The following is a 19,407-nucleotide window of genomic DNA, read 5'->3' as shown; positions in this document are numbered from 1 at the left end:
CGTCAGATGACGCCGTCGCCCGACAGGCGGGCGAGGTCCGCGTCGGTGAGTCCGAGCAGGCCCCGATAGACCTCCTCGTTGTGCTGGCCCAGCGCGGGTCCCACGCTGCGCACGCTGCCGGGCGTGGCCGACAGCTTGGGCACGACGTTCTGCATCGCCAGCTCACCGAAGTCGGGGTGCGGGACGCGCACGATCGCCTCGCGGGCGGCGAAGTGCGGGTCCGCGAACATGTCCTCGGCCCGGTAGATGCGCCCGGCCGGCACGCCGCCCTCGTTGAGCCGGGCCAGCAGGTCGTCGGCGTCGATCCCGGCGGTCCAGGCGGCGATGATCTCGTCCAGCTCGGCCATGTGCTCGCCGCGCGCGCTGTGCGTCGCGTACCGGTCGTCGGCCGCGAGCTCGGGCCGGTCCATGACCTTGGCCAGCCGGGTGAAGACGCTGTCCTGGTTGGCGGCGATGAGGACGGAGTCGCCGTCCATCGTGGGATAGACGTTGCTCGGCGAGACGTTGGGCAGCACGGGCCCGGTGCGCTCGCGCTGGTAGGACGACTGCTGCCATTCGGGCAGCATCGACTCCATCATCGCCAGCACGGCCTCGTAGATCGCGGAGTCGACCACCTGCCCCTTGCCGCTGCGCGTGCGCTCGTGCAGCGCGACGAGCGTGCCCACGCACGCGTGCACGGCGGCGAGCGAGTCGCCGAGCGAGATCCCGGCACGCGACGGCGGCCGGTCCGGGTCGCCGGTGACATGGCGGATGCCGCCCATCGCCTCACCGATCGAGCCGTAGCCCGCCCGCGGCGCGTAGGGGCCGGTCTGTCCGAACCCGGTGACCCGCGTGATGATCAGCCGCGGGTTGATCGCGTGCAGCTCGTCCGGGCTCATGCCCCAGCGTTCCAGCGTGCCGGGCCGGAAGTTCTCCAGCAGGACGTCGGCCCGCTCCACCAGCCGCCGGACCAGGTCCTGGCCCGCGGAGGTGCGCAGGTCGCAGGTCACCGACTTCTTGTTGCGCGCCACGACGGGCCACCACAGCGACTTGCCGTAGGGCTTCTCCCTGCCCCACTGGCGCATGGGGTCGCCCCTTCCGGGGTCCTCGACCTTAATGACCTCCGCGCCGAAGTCGCCGAGCAGCTGGCCGCAGAACGGGCCGGCGAGCAGCTGCCCGAGCTCGATGACGCGGACGTCGCCGAGGGGGATGTCTCTCATTCCATCTCCTGGTGAGGGCTCGTTTCGTGGTCAAGGTTCGTTTCGTGGTGACGCGGACCCAGCAGCGACGCCCGCGCGGAGAACAGGTGGGCGCGCATGACCGCCTCCGCCCACTCCGGGTCCCCGGCCCGTACGGCCGCCGCGATCTCGATGTGGTGGTCGACGCTGCGCCGCATGGCCTCGTCGTCGAAGGAGTTGTACGTGCGCAGCAGAACCGCCGAGTGGACCAGCGAGCTGATCGACTGAGCGAGCACCATGCTTCCGCCGAGCCGGACCAACGCCTGGTGGAAGTCGGCGTTCAGCCGGTAGACGGTGTCCAGGTCACGCCGCCCGGCGTGGTCCCTGATCGCGACGGCGACCTCGTGCAGGTGCGCCGCGTCCTCGGCGGTGGCGGTGACGGCCGCCTGTCTGGCGGCGAGCCCCTCGATCCTGGCCCGCAGCTCGAAGATCGTCTCCAGGTCCTCGCGGGGGTACTCCACGACCCGCGCTCCCTTGTTGGCCGTGATCTCGACCAGTCCCTCGGCCTGCAGGCGCCACAGGGCCTCCCTGACCGGGGTGCGGCTGACGCCGAGCGTCTCGGCGAGATCGACCTCGCCGAGCCGGTCTCCCGGGGCGTAGTGCCCGCCGAGGATCAGGCTCCGCAAATCATCCGTCACTGTCATGTGTACATTCCTCCGGTCGAACTGCCACCATGATGCGGAAAACACCGGTTTCGAGCAAGGGGTTGCATACAATCCATGGACATCGAGATCATCGAAGTCGGGCCGCGCGACGGGCTGCAGAACGAGCCGGTCATCGTGCCCACGGCCGCCAAGGTGGCCTACATCCGATCGCTGATCGCTGCCGGGCTGCGGCGCGTCGAGGCCGTCAGCTTCGTCCACCCGCGCCGCGTTCCGCAGATGGCCGACGCGGAGGAGGTCATGGCCCGCGTCCCGCGTGTCCCGGGGGTCCGCTACGCGGGGCTGGTGCTGAACGAGCGCGGCCTCGACCGCGCGCTGCGGGCCGGGGTGGACGAGGTCAACGCCGTTGTGGTGGCCACGGAGACCTTCTCCCAGCGCAACCAGGGCATGTGCGTGGACGACGCCGTCGCCGGGTTCGGCGTGATCGCCGTCCGCGCCCGCGAGGCGGGGCTCCGGGTGACGCTGACCGTGGCGGCCGCCTTCGGCTGCCCGTTCGAGGGCGAGGTGGCCCCGGACCTGGTCGCCGGCATCGTACGGCGCTGTCCGGGAGCGCAGGAGATCGCGCTGGCCGACACCATCGGCGTGGGCGTCCCCGCCGACGTGCGGCGGCTGGCCGCCGCCGTCCGCGAGGTGAGCCCGCTGCCGCTGCGCTTCCACTTCCACAACACCCGCAACACCGGGTACGCGAACGCCGTGGCCGCGCTGGAGTCGGGCGCCGTCGCCCTCGACGCCAGCGCGGGCGGCATCGGCGGGTGCCCCTTCGCCCCCGCCGCCACCGGCAACATCGCCACCGAGGATCTGGCCTACCTGCTGCACCGCTCGGAGATCGCCACCGGGGTCGATCTGGCCGGCGTACTGGCCGCCGCCGAGCTCGTCGAGGCCGCGCTGGGCACCCGGGTCCCCGCCCAGCTCGGCCGTGCGGGGATCTGGCCGGACTCCCGAGCATTGCACAACCCGGCAGCCCGTTCTACTGTACGAAACACTGTTTCCTTTTCACCCGACCAGTGAAAGGTGCCACCACCCCGCCGAGCACAGGGAGAAACGTGTGGCGCCTGGCCGGCAACGGCTACCCGAACCTGAAGGGCGCGATCCTGTTCGACGGCGTGGCGTCCTCGGGCTTCACCGGCAACCTCCTCGCCATCTCGGCCGGCGCCACCCGCCCGGTCCTCCAGATCGCGGCGCGGCCGAGCGTCGCCAACCTGTTCAACAACTCCTTCGACGCGCTGGCGAGCCTCGGGTCGGACTTCGTCGGCATCCAGCTCGTGTGGACGAAGTACACCCTCGGGGTCCCCTCCGGAGGTAGCTGCCACATCGACGCCGAGGGGGAGAACACCGACGCGATCGGCGTCCTCGGCGCCGCCTGCTCCCCCAACGCCACGCAGGTCTCCCGGCTGCGCGACTTCACCTCGACCTGGGCGCGGGACCTCGCGACCGGTTCGTACACCGCTTCCCACTACTGCGGTGACTCCGACGATCTCTCCACCTGCGGCAGCCGGGCGAACGTCGTCCTCGGCGGCAGCCTGCCGTACGCGGCGGTCATCCCCAACTCCTGACACCGGAATCCGCCGGACGCCGGCGGCGACGCCGGTGAGCCACAATCACCGCATGAGAAAACCGCTCACCGGCGCGACCCGGCTCCCCGACGGCGTCCAGATCCGCGGTCGGGGACTGCGCAGGCCGGCTCCCGGCGGCCCGGTACCCGACTTCGCGGTCTACCTCGGCTCCGCCCGCCTCCGGCGTCGCCATCAGGCCGCCCTGCTCTGGCCGCACGAATGGATCCGCTGGCCGGACTTCCTGCTCCCCCTGGACCGGCACGCGGCCGCCCGCTCCATCACCCACCTGCATGACCGGGCACGGTCCGGCGAGGCCGTCGAGGTCGCCTGCGACGGGGGTGTCGGCCGGACCGGCACGGTCATGGCCTGTCTGGCCACCCTCACGGGTCTGTCCCCTCACGACGCCGTCACCTGGACACGCGAGCACTACCACCACCGGGCGATCGAGACTCCCTGGCAACGGCGGTGGGTGGCGTGGTTCGCCGCCCACACCGGGTCGTGATCCCCGGGGTATGCCCGCCTCTTGGCCGCACGGACGAACAACGCGATCCGCTTAGGTGAAGCGGACGAATTCCCCAGCCCTGCCTTCTCATACCGTTTGCGGTAAACATCCATCGGAGGGCTGGTACGTGTCCGTAGTGAACCTCGGCCTGATGCTTGAGGACCTGGAGGAGCTCGTCGTCTGCGAGTCCTTCTCCGCCGACCACGAGGCGGTGGCCCGCAGCGCGACGGTGGTCGCCGACCAGGGGGCCGGCAGGCTCGGCGCGCGTCCCGAGACCATCGTGATCGACGGCGTCAGCCATCTGCGCTGGACCTTCGGTGCGCCACGGGTGCTGCTGGTCGGTCACCACGACACGGTCTGGCCGATCGGTTCGCTGCGCGAGCACCCCTGGTCGCTGGAGGACGGGATCGCCAGGGGACCCGGCGTGTTCGACATGAAGGCCGGGCTGGTGCAGACCTTCCACGCGCTGGCCGCGCTTCCCTCGCTCGAGGGGGTGTGCGTGCTGGTCACCGGGGACGAGGAGCTCGGCTCTCCCTCCTCGCGCGCGCTGATCGAGGACTCCGCGCGCGGGTGCGCGGCCGCGTTCGTGCTCGAGGCCGCGGCCGACGGCGGCGCGCTCAAGACCGCGCGCAAGGGCATCTCCACCTACCAGGTCACCGTCCGGGGAAGGGCCGCGCACGCGGGCCTGGAGCCGCAGGCGGGGGCCAACGCCGGCATGGAGCTGGCCCATCAGATCCTCGCGCTCGCCGCGATGGGCGAGGGCGACACCACGGTCACCCCGACCGTGCTGTCCGGCGGGAGCACGATCAACACCGTGCCCGCGCTGGCCTCGGTGGCGGTGGACGTACGGGTCCCCTCCCTCAAGGAGCAGAAGAGGGTGGACGAGCTGGTGCGGGGGTTGTCCCCCCGTCTCGCCGGGACCCGGCTGCTGGTGAGCGGAGGTCCGAACCGGCCGCCGCTGGAGGAGGCGTCCTCGGCCCGCCTGTTCGCGCTGGCGCGCCGGATCGCCGAGGAGCTGGGCATGCCGCCGTTGCGGGGCGTGGCCGTGGGCGGCGCGTCCGACGGCAACCTCACCGCGGGGGTCGGCTGTCCCACGCTCGACGGGCTGGGCGCGGTGGGCGGCGGCGCGCACGCGGCCCACGAGCACACGCTCGTCGCGGAGATGCCCGGCCGGACGAGGCTGCTCGCCGAACTGGTCCGGACGGTGCTCGGATGACCGGTGTGGCGGTGCGCGAACTGCACACCATCGCGGAGTTCGAGGACGTCTTCCGGCTCTTCGACGACATCTGGCACCCGGAACCGGGCGGCGCGCCCATCACCGTGGAGCTGATGCGGGCGCTGTCGCACTCGGGGAACTACGTCACCGGAGCCTACGAGGGGGACCGCCTGGCCGGCGCTTCCGTCGGTTTCCTGGCGGCCCCGGCCGGCCGGGTGCTGCACTCCCACGTCACCGGCGCCTCGATCGGCCGCGGGATCGGGTACGCGCTCAAGCTGCACCAGCGCGACTGGGCGCTCGCCCGGGGCCTGGACCGGATCACCTGGACCTACGACCCGCTGGTGCGCCGCAACGCCCACTTCAACCTGGCCAAGCTCGGAGCGCGCCCCGAGGAGTACCTGCCGTCGTTCTACGGCACCATGGAGGACGCGATCAACGGCGGGGACGAGTCGGACCGGATGCTCGCCATCTGGCGCCTGACCGATCCGCACGTGCTGGCCGCCGTCCGGCGGGAGCCGTACGCGCCGCAGCTCCCGCCGGACGCGGCGATCGGGCTGGCCGACAGGGACGGCCATCCGGTCCCCGGCCGGACCGACGCGCGGACGGTCCTGGTGGCGGTGCCCGGCGACATCGAGAGCCTGCGCCGTACCGATCCCGGCGCGGCCAAGGCGTGGCGGCACGCCGTACGCGAAGTGCTGGGCGGCCTCCTGCGAGACGGTTACCGGGTCACCGGGTTCCACCGGAAGTCCTGTTACGTCGTGGAACATCCGGCCTGATCAGACGGCCTTCCCCCGGCCGGTCGGCGGACACATGGGGGCAAGCGGTGGAAGAGACGAGCAGGCCGCCCGACCGGCGGCCGTGTCGGAGGGAGACGCGGCGGAAAGCCGCACCATCATGAAGATCACTGGAATCGAGATGCGGCGGATCGCGATGCCGCTGGTGGCGCCGTTCCGCACCTCGTTCGGCACCGAGACGGCCCGCGACGTGCTGCTCGTACGGGTCGTCACCCCCGACTCCGAGGGCTGGGGCGAGTGCGCGGCCATGTCGGAGCCGCTCTACTCCTCCGAGTACGCCGACGGCGCCGCCGAGGCGCTGCGCCGCTTCCTCATCCCCGCCCTGCCCGCCCGCGTCGACGCCTTCGGCACGGGCCGGGCACTGGCTCCGTTCAAGGGCCACCGGATGGCCAAGGCCGCCCTGGAGACGGCGGTCCTGGACGCCCAGCTCCGCTCCTCCGGCCAGTCCTTCGCCTCCTTCCTCGGCGCCGCCGCAGAGCGGGTGCCCTGCGGGGTGTCGGTCGGCATCATGGACTCGATCCCCGAGCTGCTCGACGCCGTCGAGGGCTACCTGTCCGAGGGGTACGTCCGGATCAAGCTGAAGATCCAGCCCGGTTGGGACCTCGCACCCGTCCGCGCCGTACGCGAGCGGTTCGGCCCGGACGTGCCGCTCCAGGTCGACGCCAACGCGGCCTACACCCTGACCGACGCCCCCCATCTGGCCAAGCTCGACGCCTTCGACCTACTGCTCATCGAGCAGCCGCTGGCCAACGACGACATGGTGCAGCACGCCGCGCTCGCCCGCAGGATCACCACCCCGGTCTGCCTGGACGAGTCCATCGAGTCGGCCGAGCACGCCGCGGCCGCCATCACGCTGGGCGCCTGCTCGATCATCAACGTCAAGCCCGCCCGCGTCGGGGGTTACCTGGAGGCGCGCCGCATCCACGACCTGGCCCGCGCCCACGGCGTCGCCGTGTGGTGCGGCGGCATGCTGGAGACGGGGATCGGCCGGGCGGCCAACGTCGCCCTGGCCGCCCTTCCCGGCTTCACGCTGCCCGGTGACACCTCGGCCTCACGCCGCTATTTCGCCACCGACATCACACCGCCGTTCGAGCTGCGCGACGGCCACCTGAACGTCCCGGCGGGCCCCGGTATCGGCGTCGACCCCGTCCAGGACATCCTGGACGAGGTCACCACCTCCACCGAGTGGATCACGAGGTAGCGCGAGGCCGCCCGTCAGCCCCGGCCGAGGCGGGGAACCGCCTCGAGCAGCGAGCGGGTGTAGCCCTCCTTGGGCGCGCCCACCACCTCCTCGGTCGGCCCCGTCTCGACGAGCCGGCCCTCGTGCATCACCGCCACGACGTCGGAGACGTACCGGACGACGGCGAGGTTGTGCGAGATGAACAGCATCGACAGGCCGAACTCCGCGCGCAGCGAGCGGACCAGGTTGAGCACCGCGCCCTGGACGGAGACGTCCAGGGCGGAGGTGATCTCGTCGGCGATCAGCAGCTCGGGCCGGGCGCCGAGCGCGCGGGCGATCGCCACCCGCTGGCGCTGGCCACCCGACAGCTCGCGCGGGTAGCGCCCCGCCAGCTCGGCCGGCAGTGACACCAGCGACAGCAGCCGCTCCACCTCGGGTCCGCGCGCGGTCCTGGGCAGGCGCAACCCCTCGGCCACCGACGCGCCCACGGTCATGCGCGGGTCGAGGGAGGTGGAGGGGTCCTGGAAGACCATCTGTATCCGGCGCGGATCTCCGCCCTCGACGGCCCCGGTGTACGGCACCAGACCGCTCACCGCCCTGGCGAGCGTGGACTTGCCCGACCCCGACTCCCCCACCAGGCCGACGATCGAACCCGGGGGGATCTCCAGCGTGACGTCGTCGACGGCGGTGAACGCGCCGAACCTGACCGTCAGGTTCTTGATGATCATCAAGCCTCCCAGCAGGCGACGCGGTGCGCCGTGCCGTACGAGATGAGGGGCGGGAGCTCGGCGCACCGGGCGGTCGCCAGTTCGCAGCGGGCCGCGAAGGCGCACCCTCCGCCAACCTCGGCGGGCGAAGGCTGGCGGCCCGGGATGCTGGCCAGCGGCAGGGACCTGTCGGTCTCCATGTCGGGCAACGAGGCGACCAGCGCGCGGGTGTAGGGATGCGCGGCGCCGGAGACCAGCTCCTCGACCGGCAACTCCTCCACGACGCGTCCCGCGTACATCACCACGACCCGATGGCACAGCTCGCCGACCACGGCGATGTCATGGGAGATGAACAGGGTGGCCGCGCCGGTCTCGTCGGTCACCTGGCGCAGCAGGCGCAGGATCTCCCGCTGCACGGTCACGTCGAGCGCGGTGGTCGGCTCGTCGGCGATGATCAGCCGCGGTTCGCCCATCAGGCCCATCGCGATCACCGCACGCTGCCGCATGCCGCCGGACAGCTCGTGCGGGTGCTGCCGGGCCCTCCTGCCGGGCTCCGGGACGCGCACGTGCTCCAGCCGGTCCACCGCCCGGTTCCCGGCCTCGGTACGGCTCGCGCCCTGGTGGACGATCGCCACCTCGGCGAGCTGCCCGCCGACCCGCAGTGCCGGGTTGAGCGAGGCCATCGGGTCCTGGAAGACCATCGCCAGCGACGTCCCGAGCAGCCTGCGGCGCTCCGTTTCCGGCAGCTCGCCGAGGTCGGCGCCGCACAGCCGGAGCCGTCCCGCGCTCACCTCGCCCGGGTAGGGGACCAGCCCGCCGATCGCCGACGCGGTCAGGCTCTTCCCGCTGCCCGACTCCCCCACCAGGCCGACGATCTCGCCGGGCGCGACGGTCAGCGACAGCCCGCGCACCGGTGTCACGCCGCCGGGGAAGGTGACCGTCAGGTCGCGCACCTCCAGGACCGCGTCCGGGTCGGGTTCGCCGATCCCGCCGGTGTCGGGTACGGCCCGGCCGGTGGCCTTCGCCTCCGGCGCGGAACCGCGTGCCGCCGCCCGTGCCAGGACGTCTCCCAGCAGGTTGAAGCCGATGCCCGCGAGCGCGACCGCGGCCGCGGGGCCGAGGGCGACGGCCGGGGTGGCGTAGATCCGGCTGAAGCCGTCGAAGAGCAGCCGGCCCCAGTCGAACGACGGCGGCTGCACGCCGAGGCCGAGGAAGGACATGCCGGCGAGCCCGAGAAGCGCGCCGCCCAGCGCCTGTGTGAGGTTGAGGATCAGCGGCTCGGCGATGTTGGGCAGGACGTGCCGGCTCATCACCCGCCACCGGGAGACACCGAGCATGCGGGCGGCCGACACGTAGTCGGCGCCGGCGACGGACGCCGCGAGCGTCTGGGTGAGCCGGGCGAATCCGGGGGCGACGGCGGCGCCGATGCCCAGCACCGCTCCTCGCGCCCCGAGCCCCGCGATCACCGCGGTGAACATCGCGAGCAGCAGGCCGGGGAAGGCGACCAGCGCGTTGACCGTACCGGTGACCAGGCGTGCGGCGCGGCGGGGCAGCACCGAGGGAAGGGCGCCGAGGACGACGCCGGCCCCCGCGCCGATGAGCGTCGCCAGCAGGGCGAGGGCGAGCGAGAGCCGTCCGGCGACCAGCACCCGGGCGAGGATGTCGCGGCCCAGGTTGTCGGTACCGAGCGGGTGCGCGGCCGAGACTCCCTGGAGGATGGCCGTCGAGTCGATGCGTTCGGCCTCGGCTCCCCAGATCGGCGGGCCGACGATCGCCAGGATCACCATGAGCGTGACCAGGAGGGTCCCGGCGATCCCGGCGGGGGACCGCAGCAGATGCCGCATCAGGTCTCCTTCAGCGCGGAGGTCGGGTCGAGCGCACCGAGAAGCAGATCGACGAGGAGGTTCACGGCCAGCACGATCGCGCCGTAGACGAGGATCACGCCCTGCGCGACCGGATAGTCCTTCTGCGTGATGGACTCCACGATCCGCAGCCCCAGCCCCGGCCAGGCGAAGACGTACTCGACGAGCACGCTCCCGGCGATCAGGCCGGTGAGCAGCAGCCCGCCCACGGTCAGGGTCGCGGTGAGCGTGTTGGGCAGGACGTGCCGGACGTACAGCCGGGCGGCGGGCAGGCGCTTGGCCCGGGCCAGCCGGATGTGGTCGGTGCCCAGCTCGCGCAGCGTCTCCACCCGCGAGATGCGGGCGATCATCGCCGTCGGCGCGATGGCCAGGGCGAGGATCGGCAGGACGAAGGACTCCGGCCCGCCCTTGCCCGCGGGCGGGAACCAGCCGAACCCGATCGCGAACACGGCGACCAGGGCGATCGAATAGAGGAACTCGGGCACGGCGACGGCCGCGCCCGTCGCCGTGGTGAAGGCCGCCTCGGTGCCCCTGTTGCGGCCGTTCTCGGTGCGGATCGCCGCCCACATGCCGAGCGGCACCGCCACGAGCAGGGCCACGACGGTGGCGAGCAGGGCGAGCCCGAGAGTGTTGGGCAGCCGGGCCGCGATGACGTCGCGGACCGGCTCCCCGCTGATGAACGACGTGCCGAACTCCCCGCCGAGCACGTCGCGGACGTAGGACAGCAGCTGGTCCGGGATCGGCTGGTCCAGCCCGAGCGCCGCGCGCCTGGCGGCGACCAGCTCGACCGGCGCCGCCGGGCCGAGCGAGGCGCGTACGGGATCGCCCGGGATCAGGTGGATCATCGCGAAGGACGCCACGAGCAGAACGGCCAGCGAGACGGCGAACCTGACGACGCGCCGCAGCACGAACGAGCCGCCCGCCCTCCTCGGGCGCGGAGCCTGGGCCATTCAGCCCGCCTCGGTCAGCCGGATCGAGGTCGGCGAGAACAAGCCCGCCATCAGGCCGAACGTCGCGTTCTTGGTGGCGACCAGCACGGTGGTCTCCACGGCCGGCACCAGGTCGGCGGCCTCGAACAGCGCGGACTCCGACTCCAGCCAGAGCCTGCAGCCCTCCTCGCCCGGCTTGAGCACGGCCTCGGCCACCAGCTTCTCGTACCGCTCGTTGGCCAGGTGGGCGAAGTTGGCGCCCTTCGGCGCGGCCGGGCCGGACAGGAACCCGACGAGCTGCGAGGGCAGCGTGACGCCGATCGGCAGCCAGACGACGTCCCAGTCCTGGGTGACGTTGAGCGACTCCGACAGCTTGGTGTCGATGACGCCGTTCAGCGTGACGTCGACGCCCGCCTTCTTCCACGCCGCGGCGAGGTATTCGGCCGCGGCCTGCACGCCCGCGCCCTTGGTGGTGGCGTAGAGCAGGCGCAGGGTCAGCTTCCGCCCGTCCTTGGCTCGTACGCCGTCGGGGCCGGCCTTCCAGCCCGCGGCGTCCAGAGCGGCCGAAGCGGCGGACGCGTCGAAGGCGGGGACGTGGCCGGTGACGGTGTCGCCCTGGCAGGGGCGCGGTTCCAGCACCAGCCCGGTGGCGGGGCGGCCGGTGCCGCTCGACGCGATCCCGGCGAGCTCCTTGAGGTCGATCGCCTGGGTGAGCGCCCTGCGCACCGCGGGGTCCTTGGCGGGACGGTCGTCGCCCTGGTGGTAGAAGAACTGCCCGTTGCCCGCCGACAGGACCATCTTGCCGATGCCGGGCAGCGCTTCGAGCCGCGCGCGGTCGGCGCCGTAGACGATCGCGCCGTTGAGGCCGCCGGAGATCAGCAGGTTGGCCGCGGTCTGCTCGTTCGGCACGACCTTCAGCACGACCTTGGCGGGCTGGCCGGGCTCCTTCGTGGTGGCGCCGCCGGGCCCCCAGACGTAATCCTCGCGCACCTGGAAGGTGTAGTGGTCGCTGGGCACCGCCTCGACGAGTTTGTAGGGGCCGGAGCCCGAGGTGCCGTGGGCCAGCGCCGACCGGTCCTTGAGCCCCTTGCCGCAGACGACGAACATCAGCGGGGCGCTCTCCAGGATGAAGCTGAACGGCTTCGGGGTGGACAGGGTCACCGTGCCCGCCGCGTCGTCCGCCTCGGCCTTCATCCCGACGGGCACGAGAACGCCGTAGACGGGCGACTTGGTGGCGGGGTCGGCGATGTGGTTGACGTTCGCGGCCACGTCGGCGGGGGTGAGCGCGGACCCGTCGGAGCAGGTGACGCCCTTGCGGAGGGTGAAGGTGACCGCGTCGGGCGTGACGTCCCACTTCTCGGCCAGCCCGGGAAGCATCTTCCCGTCGGGCCCGTAGTGGACGAGGGTGTCGTAGGCGAACGAGAGCACGGTGTTGGTGACCGAGAGCACGCCCATGGCCGGATCGAGCACGCCGGGGTCACTGCTGATCGCGAAGGTGAAGGTGCCGCCGTCGGCGGTTTCGCCTGATCGGGTGCCCGCCGTACCGCCGCATGCGGCCGCGAACAGGCAGAGGGCGCCGAGCACGGCCGCCGCTCCGGTGTTTCTCATGGGGGACTCCAGGAAGCCGGGGGTGATGCCCCACATTCGCCGGTTGGCGGCGATCCTTCTTCGTGCCCGGCGACGAAAAGCGGACGGCTCGTCGTGCTATCGCCCGAAGATCCGCATCTGGAGCATCGCGGCCAGCCGGGCTTCGGGGTCGGCCAGGTCCAGGCCGCTGATCTCGAGCAGCCGCTTCAACCGGTAGCGGAAGGTGTTGGCGTGCACGTGCACCCTGGCCGAGGCGGCGTTCACGTCCCCGAAGGCGTCCAGGTACGCCCGCAGGGTGGCGGCCAGTTCGCTGCCGTGCTCCGCGTCATGGGCGAGGAGCCGCTCGTAGGGCCCGGTGGGCGTCTGCTCCTCGGCCTGGACCAGGTCCGAGAGCTGGAGCAGCAACGACTCGAAGTGCACGGAGGTGTAGCCCGCGACCGTGCCGGACGCCTCGCGGGCCCGCAGCACCCGCAGCGCCCGATCGGCGTCGGCCCGGGACCTGGCCACCTCCGCCAGGTTGCGCGCCATGCGCCCCACGCCGATGTTGGCCGCGTGCCGGGGACCGACGCGGGCGAGGAAGCTCTCGGCGACCCGCACGGCCCGCGCCTCCTCCTCCCCGCTCGCGTGCATCGGGAGCACGGCGTAGGCGACCGAGCCGACCAGCGCGGCCGCGGCTTTGGGGTGGATGGCGCCGACGTGCAGGGCGAGCGCGTCGCAGAACCGCTGCCGGTCGCTCTCCCTGCGGGCGGCGTCGGTCTCGGATCCGCCGCTGAGCTGGGCGGCGAGCACGCAGAGACGCTCGCTCGCGACGCCGAGGCGGCCGGCGGCCTCGGCGGCGTCCCCACCGCCCGCGAGCACGGTGGACAGCAGGTCGGTGCGGAGCCGCCGCTGGGCGTCCGCCCCGGCCCGCTGCCGCAGCAGCTGCAAGGCGACGATCTTGGCGGCGTCGCCGAGTGCCTGCCGGCGCTGCCCGCTCAGCGGTTCGCGCACGGCGGCCCAGATGGAGCCGAGGATCTCGTCTCCCGACCGTACGGCCACCGCCGCCCGGTTGAGGCTGCCGTCGTGCAGTTCGATGTAGATCGGCTCGCGGCTTTGGTAGAGCTGCCGGAAGAATCCGCGCTGCTCCAGCATCCGGCGGTACCGCTCCGGCACCTGGCGGCCGAGCACGGTCGCGACCCGGCCCGCGTCGGCCTCGTCCTGCCGCCCGGAGTACGCCAGCACCCGGGAGGACCTGTCCTCGATGGTGACCGGCGCGTCCAGCAACGCGCACACGGCGTTGGCCAGGGCGAACAGGTCGTCGTGCGGGGCCTCCCCCGGCTCGGCGAGGTCGCCCTCCGCCAGCAGGGAGCGCAGCAGCGCGGCCACCTGCGCCCACGAGGCGGCGCGGGTGAGTCCCAGGACCGCCACCCCGGTCTGGCGGACCTTCGCGCGGACGAGGTCGTCGGCGTCCACCGGCTGCTTGACGACGATCCCCGCCGCCGCGCCCGCCGCGTCGAGCAGGGCGCAGATCTGCTCCGCGCGGTCGACCCCGACGGCGAGCAGGATGCCGCCCGCGGGCAGGAGCAGCTCGTCGAGGGGGTCGTAGATGTGCACGCCGGTGACCTCGGCGTCGAGCTCGCCGGGTGCGGCGGCCACGTCCAGCACGGTGCTGCCCAGGTCTTCCAGGATGCGCCGCAGGCTGGAACGTGGCCGGTCACTCATCCGCTCACGATAGTGAACATAAATGGACATCACTCGCGAAGGTGCTCGATAGCCATGCGGGCCGCCCGGCCGATCGCCGCGTCCGCCGTGGGCAGCCGCAGGCCGAGCGAGTCCGTACGGAGGAAGACCGCGGCGGCATAGCGCCGTCCGTCCGGATATTCCACGACACCTGCCTCGTTGCGCACGCCCGGGAGGGTGCCGGTCTTGCCGGAGACCTTCACCTCGTCGCCGAACCCGGAGGAGAGCCGGTGCGGCCAGATCTGGTTCCCCATGATCTTCCGTACCTCCGCGCAGGCCTCCGGGGGACCGGCCTCGTCCCGCCAGATCTTGCTCAGCAGGGTCGTGGTCTCGCGAGGCGTCCCCGACGTCGTACGCGCCGGATCCAGGACCGACAGTGCCCGGATCCGCTCCTCGGACACTCCCGAGAGATCCTCCTCGGAAAGGTTCTCGACGGAGAGACCGAGCTCGGTCACCATACTGCCCAGCAGTTCGGCGCAGCCGCCGATCAGGTGCGTACGCTCCAGACCGAGCCCGCGCAGCGTGGCGTGCAGGTTGTCCAGCCCGACCCGGCGCAGCAGCACGTCGGTGGCCGCGTTGTCGCTCATGGTCATCATGAAGTGGGCCAGATCGCGCAACGTCAGCGAGACGTCGTCGGCACACCCGGAGGTGCCGACGCCTCCGTCCTTGTCGGCCGCCGTGACAGTGAGCCGCTCGGTGCGTTCCAAGGTCCCCGCCGCCGCCTGCCTGGCGTACTCCAGCACGACAGGGATCTTGAACACCGAGGCGAGCACGACCGGCTCGTCGGGGTTCAGCCCGGCCTCGGCGGGGCCGTCGACATCGCGGACGTGGACGAAACCCTCCACGTCCGCGTCGTCGAACGCCTCGCGCAGGGCGTCACGCACGGCGTAGCGCCCGGCCGTTGTGGACGTAGGCGGCCCGGCCGTCTTCGACCACGAAGGTGAGGGTCTCGTGCCTGCCCTCCTCCGGCTCGGCCGCGATGAAGGAGTGATCGCGGTAGTGGACGAACCGGGTGGTGACCTGCGCGCCGCCCGCCTTCAGCATGAACTCGCCGGGGATCAACGTGACGTCCAGGCCGCCGTCCGCCTCGGAGATCTCGTAGGAGAGCGCCGGGCCGTCGTACCTGCCGGTGTAGGCCGTGAGGTCCACGACCTCGGGCGTCCCGGCCGGAACCGGGAAGTCCGGCACGTCGAGCCCGGCCGCCTCGCGAATCAGCGGCAGGGCCACGTCGGTGAGCAGCCCCATGAAGCCGGGGCCGTTGACGGTCATCGCGATCGCGAAGTCCGCGCCGGGCGCGACCCGCCAGAACGTGCTCTGCCCGATCGTCCCGCCGTCGTGACCGAAGACCTCACCGCCCCAGTCGAACAGCTCGAGCCCGAGCCCCCAGCGGTCGGCGAGCAGCCCGGAGACGCCGGGCACGTCGACCTGCCCGGTCCGCATGGCGGCGACCGACTCCTCCGACAGCAGGCGGGTGCCGTCCTCGGCCACTCCCCCGGCCATGAACATCCGGCCGAAGCGGACCAGCTCGCGCGGGGCCAGGCACATCGTGGAACCCGCCGGAGCGTTGGAGCGCGGCATCTGCCACGAGGGGAAGACAGTGCCCTCGGGACCGACATGTCCGGCCGACGCCCGGAAGAGGATCGCCTCCTCGGGCAGGAGCGCCCAGTTCGTGGCGCCGAGCCGCTTCAGCAGGCGCTCGCGCATCGCCTCCTCCCAGGTGGTGCCCCGCACCCGCGCGACCAGCGCGCCCAGTACGCAGTAGCCCGCGTTGCAGTACGAGAACAGAGCGCCCGGCTCGTGCACGTGACCGGCGCCGTGCAGGAAGGCCATGTACTTGTCCAGGCAGTCGTCGCCGCGCCCGGTGTCCTCGAACAGGTCGCCGTCGAAGCCGCCCGTGTGGGTGAGCAGGTGCCGGACGGTGATGCTCTTCTCCGCGCCGTCGGCGACGGCGAATTCGGGCAGGTAGTCGCGCACCGGCCGGTCCAGCTCGACCAGCCCCTCGTCCACGAGCTGCATGACCAGGGCGGCGGTCCACACCTTGGTGGTGGAGCCGACCTGGAAGACGCTGTCGGTCGTCGTCTCCACGCCGGTGTTCCTGTTCACCACGCCGGTGGCGACCTCGACGAGCTCTCCACCCGTCCAGACCGCGAGGGCCGCGCCCGGCACACCGTGCCGGGTGGCCGCCTCGTCGAAACGCTTCTGCAGGTCCTCGAGCATGCTGACTCCTCAGGCGATCTTGGGGGTGGCGCGCACGCCGAGGTGGACGTACGGCGAACCGTCGTCGAGCTGGTAGAAGACGGCCGAGAGCCACTGGGGCTCACCGTCCGGCCTGCCGACGAAGGTGGTGTCGTCGACCGGGACGAGGTCGAACTCCATCGGCGGCTGCAGCCCGGCGAGGGCACCGGTGGCCTCGCCGTACAGCGAGAGCTTTCCGTCGCGCGCGGTCAGCGTCATCCGGCTGCCCGCCCGCTCGTACACGCCGGCGTACCGCGCGACGTCGGTCTCGTGCGGCTCCGCCGGCGGGCCGAGCACGGGCGGCACCGCCAGGCCGAGCAGCTCGTCGAAGAGCTCGGTCGCCAGGGCGTGCTGGAAGGCGGCGGTGTGGCCGCCGTTGGCCAGCACGCACACCACCGTCTCCGTCTCGGGGATCATCCAGAGCATGGCGGCCTGGCCGATGGTGTTGCCGCCGTGCGAGACGACCCGGCGGCCCTGCCACTCGTCCAGGATCCAGCCGATGCCCCACTGCTTTCCGAGGGTGTACGGGTTGGGGATGTCCACCTGCGGCTCCCACATCGCCGCGGGGCCCGCGAGCAGCTCGGTGCCCAGGTGCGCGCGGGCGAACGCGACGACGTCGGCGGGGCGGGCGCAGATCAGCCCGGCCGGGCCGCAGGAGCGCATCAGCCCCCAGGTGGGAGCGGGCGCGCCGCCCATGTGGCCCATGGCGCCGCGGAAGCGCAGGACGTCCTCGGGCAGGGTCCAGGTGTGGGTGAGGCCGAGCGGCTCGATGATCTGCTCACGCAGCGCGGCGTCCCAGACCTGACCGGTGAGGCGCTCGATGACGCGCCCGGCGACGATGAACCCGGAGTTGCAGTACGACTGGGTGGCGCCGAGGGGGTGGTTCTGCGCCAGGTCGGCGCACGCCTGGACGTACTTCTCCACGCAGTCGTCACCGCGGCCCGTGTCGAGGAACAGGTCCCCGTCGATTCCGGAGGTGTGCGTGAGCAGGTGCCGGATCGTGACGGTCTTGGTCACCTCCGGATCTGCGACCCGGAACTCGGGCAGGACCTCGGCGACCGGGGTCTCGAGCGTCAGCTCGCCCCGCTCGACGAGCAGCATGATCTGCGTGGCGGTCCACACCTTGGTGACCGAGCCGATCTGGAAGAGGGAGTCGGTGGTCACCTCCACTCCGGTGGCCGTGTTGAGCACGCCGGCGGCGTACTCGTGCACCTCCCCCTCATGAAGGAAGGCCAGGTTGGCGCCGGGTACCTCGTATTCGGCGATCAGCTCGGCGAGACGGGCGTGCCATCGACCGGGATCCACTGCTCCAGCCACTCGACGATCCTTTCGTTGTAGTCCACCCGGTGGGACGGGCGGCCGTTGAGGATGAACAGATGAGAGCCGCCGGGATAGCGGACCAGCCGGACCGGCACACCCTGTTCGCGTAGCGCGGCGAACCACTGCTCGGCCTGGCCGACCGGGCACCGGTCGTCGTCCTCCCCGTGGAGGATCAGCGTGGGCGTGGTCACCCGGGCGACGTGGGTCATCGGGGACTGCTCCTCGATGTCGCCCCGGCACTCGTACGCCTTGAGGAAGTGCCCCGCGTCGGACGTGCCGGCCATGCTGGTCAGGTCGCTGACGCACCCTCCGGGGATGGCCGCCTTGAACCGGCCGGTCCGGGTGGGCAGCCAGCAGGAGACGTAGCCGCCGTAGCTGTAGCCCGTCACCGCGAGCCGGTCGGGGTCGGCGACGCCTTCGGCGACCAGGTCGTCGATCGGGCTCAGGAAGTCGTCGGTGTCGGCGACGCCCCAGGCTCCGACGGCGGCGGTGTAGAACGCCTCGCCGTACCCGTCGCTGCCGCGCGGGTTGATGGTCAGCACCGTCCAGCCCCGGGCTGCGAGCACCTGGTGGTAGAGGTGGACGCCATCGAAGACCGGCGCCCAGGCGTTGTGCGGGCCGCCGTGCGCGTCCAGCAGGAGCGGTCCCGGCTCCGTGAGCGTCTCGTCCCGCAGCACGAATCCCTCGACCCGCGTCCCGTCAGGGGCGGTGAAGGTACGGCTCCGCGGGACGAACAGCTCGACGTCGTGGAGCCCGTGGGAGGAGAGCATGGTCGCCTCGGAGGCCGTCACGGCCCCGTTCGCGGCGACGTCCGCGAGGTAGACCTCTCCCGCGCTGTACGGCGTCGCCGCGATGTAGGCGATCCTGCCTTTCGCCGCGCTGACGCCGGAGACCACCTGGTCCCCGCCGATGATCTTCTCGCCGGGCGCGCGGTAGAGATGGGTGAAGCCGCCGTCTCGCGCGCAGAAGATCAGGTCGTCGCCCGCGAGCTGGGGCGTCGCGCCGGGATATCCCGGGGCGCCCACCATGACGTTGCGGTCGATGCCGGTCTCGATCTCCACGAGGCCGTCGGCCCCGAGGTCGAACAGGCGGGCGTGGCCCACCGGGTCGCCGTCGTATCCGACGACCAGCAGCCGTTCGCCCAGCCACCAGGCGCCCGCGCAGATCACGCCGGGGCCGGTGAGCCGCTCGGGTTCGCCGCCGGAGACGTCCACCGAGTAGACCGCGCCGGCCGCGGTCAGGTCGCGGTCGGCCTCCATGCTCGTGGTGAAGGCGAGCCTCCCGCCGTCCGGCGACCAGGACGGCTCTCCCGCGTGGAAGTCGCCCGCGGTGATCTGCCGGGCCTCACCCGTGTCCACGGACACCACGAAGAGATGCATGGTCAGGCCACGCAGCAGACCCGTGCCGTCGGCCTTGTACTCCAGGCTGTCGGCGACGACCGGGGCGTGCGGGTCGAGGTCGCCGTACGGCGCGGCGTACGCGATCAGCGTCCCGTCCGGCGACCAGACCGCGGCGCCCGCCCCCAGCGGCGCGGAGGTGAGGACGCGGGGTTCGCCGCCGTCCATCGGCAGCAGGTGGATCTGCGGCTTCCCGTCCACGGGGCGGAGGAAGGCGAGCGAGCGCCCGTCGGGCGACCAGCGCGGGGAGGAGTCGCGCGGGCCGCCCGTCAGGCGTCGCGGTTCGCCACCGGGAGCGGCGAGCCAGATCTCGGACCGGTTCTCGTCGGACTCACGATCGGCCCTGGTGACCGTGTAGGCCACGGTGCTCCCGTCAGGGCAGAGCCGGGGGTCCCCCGGCACCGCGAGGCGGTAGAGGTCGCTGAGGGAGAGGCGAGGCATGACCGAACACTAGGCACCCGTCCCCGGCGACTTCTTCGGCCGCCTCGACGAATCCGGCCCGTTTCGTTGTGCCGTCCTCCAACCCG

17 protein-coding genes are annotated in these 19,407 nt (G+C 72.3%); 6 read left to right on the top strand and 11 right to left on the bottom strand.

Going from position 1 to position 19,407, the window contains the following annotated elements; translation table 11 throughout:
• Positions 1–2: 2 nt before the first annotated feature.
• The gene (locus tag AB0I59_RS21465) at positions 3–1,199 is read right to left on the bottom strand and encodes a CaiB/BaiF CoA transferase family protein (RefSeq protein ID WP_358135254.1); all 1,197 of its coding nucleotides are present in this window, start codon (positions 1,197–1,199) and stop codon (positions 3–5) included.
• Positions 1,196–1,861 carry a GntR family transcriptional regulator gene (locus AB0I59_RS21460; RefSeq protein WP_358135252.1) on the bottom strand — a complete coding sequence of 222 codons (666 nt, stop codon included), beginning with the start codon at positions 1,859–1,861 and terminating at the stop codon, positions 1,196–1,198. The genes AB0I59_RS21465 and AB0I59_RS21460 overlap by 4 nt, the downstream gene beginning before the upstream one ends.
• 75 nt (positions 1,862–1,936) lie before the next feature.
• Between AB0I59_RS21460 and AB0I59_RS21455 the strand changes: the two genes are divergently transcribed.
• The 6 genes from AB0I59_RS21455 to menC all read left to right on the top strand — a co-directional run bounded on the left by AB0I59_RS21455 (position 1,937) and on the right by menC (position 7,145).
• Entirely contained in the window at positions 1,937–2,887 is a 951-nt protein-coding gene (locus AB0I59_RS21455; RefSeq protein WP_061258872.1) for a hydroxymethylglutaryl-CoA lyase, read from the top strand.
• 35 nt (positions 2,888–2,922) lie between these two features.
• A complete protein-coding gene (locus AB0I59_RS21450) occupies positions 2,923–3,432 on the top strand; it encodes a hypothetical protein (RefSeq protein WP_358135250.1) in 510 nt (169 codons plus the stop codon).
• A gap of 52 nt (positions 3,433–3,484) precedes the next feature.
• Positions 3,485–3,934: a protein-tyrosine phosphatase family protein gene (locus tag AB0I59_RS21445; RefSeq protein WP_228644350.1), complete on the top strand. Its 450-nt coding sequence runs from the start codon at positions 3,485–3,487 to the stop codon at positions 3,932–3,934.
• 127 nt (positions 3,935–4,061) lie between these two features.
• Positions 4,062–5,150, top strand: a complete 1,089-nt coding sequence (locus AB0I59_RS21440) for a M20/M25/M40 family metallo-hydrolase (RefSeq protein WP_358135248.1) — start codon at positions 4,062–4,064, stop codon at positions 5,148–5,150.
• Complete coding sequence (locus AB0I59_RS21435; RefSeq protein WP_358135245.1) at positions 5,147–5,926, top strand: GNAT family N-acetyltransferase; 780 nt, start codon at positions 5,147–5,149, stop codon at positions 5,924–5,926. Before AB0I59_RS21440 ends, AB0I59_RS21435 begins: the two co-directional genes overlap by 4 nt.
• Positions 5,927–6,044: 118 nt before the next feature.
• Positions 6,045–7,145 carry an o-succinylbenzoate synthase gene (menC, locus tag AB0I59_RS21430; protein WP_358135242.1) on the top strand — a complete coding sequence of 367 codons (1,101 nt, stop codon included), beginning with the start codon at positions 6,045–6,047 and terminating at the stop codon, positions 7,143–7,145.
• 14 nt (positions 7,146–7,159) lie between these two features.
• Here the strand turns inward: menC and AB0I59_RS21425 are convergent, their stop codons facing one another.
• The 9 genes from AB0I59_RS21425 to AB0I59_RS21385 form a co-directional block, all read right to left on the bottom strand.
• Positions 7,160–7,852, bottom strand: coding sequence for an ABC transporter ATP-binding protein (locus tag AB0I59_RS21425; protein ID WP_358135239.1), 693 nt, complete (start codon positions 7,850–7,852; stop codon positions 7,160–7,162).
• Positions 7,852–9,675, bottom strand: coding sequence for a dipeptide/oligopeptide/nickel ABC transporter permease/ATP-binding protein (locus AB0I59_RS21420; protein WP_061258877.1), 1,824 nt, complete (start codon positions 9,673–9,675; stop codon positions 7,852–7,854). The genes AB0I59_RS21425 and AB0I59_RS21420 overlap by 1 nt, the downstream gene beginning before the upstream one ends.
• Positions 9,675–10,643, bottom strand: a complete 969-nt coding sequence (locus AB0I59_RS21415; protein ID WP_358135236.1) for an ABC transporter permease — start codon at positions 10,641–10,643, stop codon at positions 9,675–9,677. Before AB0I59_RS21415 ends, AB0I59_RS21420 begins: the two co-directional genes overlap by 1 nt.
• Positions 10,644–12,230: an ABC transporter substrate-binding protein gene (locus AB0I59_RS21410; protein ID WP_358135233.1), complete on the bottom strand. Its 1,587-nt coding sequence runs from the start codon at positions 12,228–12,230 to the stop codon at positions 10,644–10,646.
• Between the two features lie 96 nt (positions 12,231–12,326).
• Positions 12,327–13,910, bottom strand: coding sequence for a PucR family transcriptional regulator (locus tag AB0I59_RS21405; RefSeq protein ID WP_061258879.1), 1,584 nt, complete (start codon positions 13,908–13,910; stop codon positions 12,327–12,329).
• Between the two features lie 29 nt (positions 13,911–13,939).
• Positions 13,940–14,812: a serine hydrolase gene (locus AB0I59_RS21400; RefSeq protein WP_358135230.1), complete on the bottom strand. Its 873-nt coding sequence runs from the start codon at positions 14,810–14,812 to the stop codon at positions 13,940–13,942.
• Entirely contained in the window at positions 14,805–16,145 is a 1,341-nt protein-coding gene (locus AB0I59_RS21395; RefSeq protein ID WP_358135227.1) for a serine hydrolase domain-containing protein, read from the bottom strand. Before AB0I59_RS21395 ends, AB0I59_RS21400 begins: the two co-directional genes overlap by 8 nt.
• A 9-nt stretch (positions 16,146–16,154) precedes the next feature.
• Positions 16,155–17,480, bottom strand: a complete 1,326-nt coding sequence (locus tag AB0I59_RS21390) for a serine hydrolase (protein WP_358135225.1) — start codon at positions 17,478–17,480, stop codon at positions 16,155–16,157.
• The gene (locus AB0I59_RS21385; protein ID WP_358135222.1) at positions 17,429–19,321 is read right to left on the bottom strand and encodes a S9 family peptidase; all 1,893 of its coding nucleotides are present in this window, start codon (positions 19,319–19,321) and stop codon (positions 17,429–17,431) included. The genes AB0I59_RS21390 and AB0I59_RS21385 overlap by 52 nt, the downstream gene beginning before the upstream one ends.
• Between the last annotated feature and the right edge of the window lie 86 nt (positions 19,322–19,407).

It is taken from the genome of Microtetraspora glauca, from assembly GCF_040656155.1.
Taxonomy (GTDB): Bacteria; Actinomycetota; Actinomycetes; order Streptosporangiales; family Streptosporangiaceae; genus Microtetraspora; species Microtetraspora glauca.
Note: the sequence above shows the minus strand (reverse complement) of the source record. Positions and strands in the feature narration are given on the sequence as shown.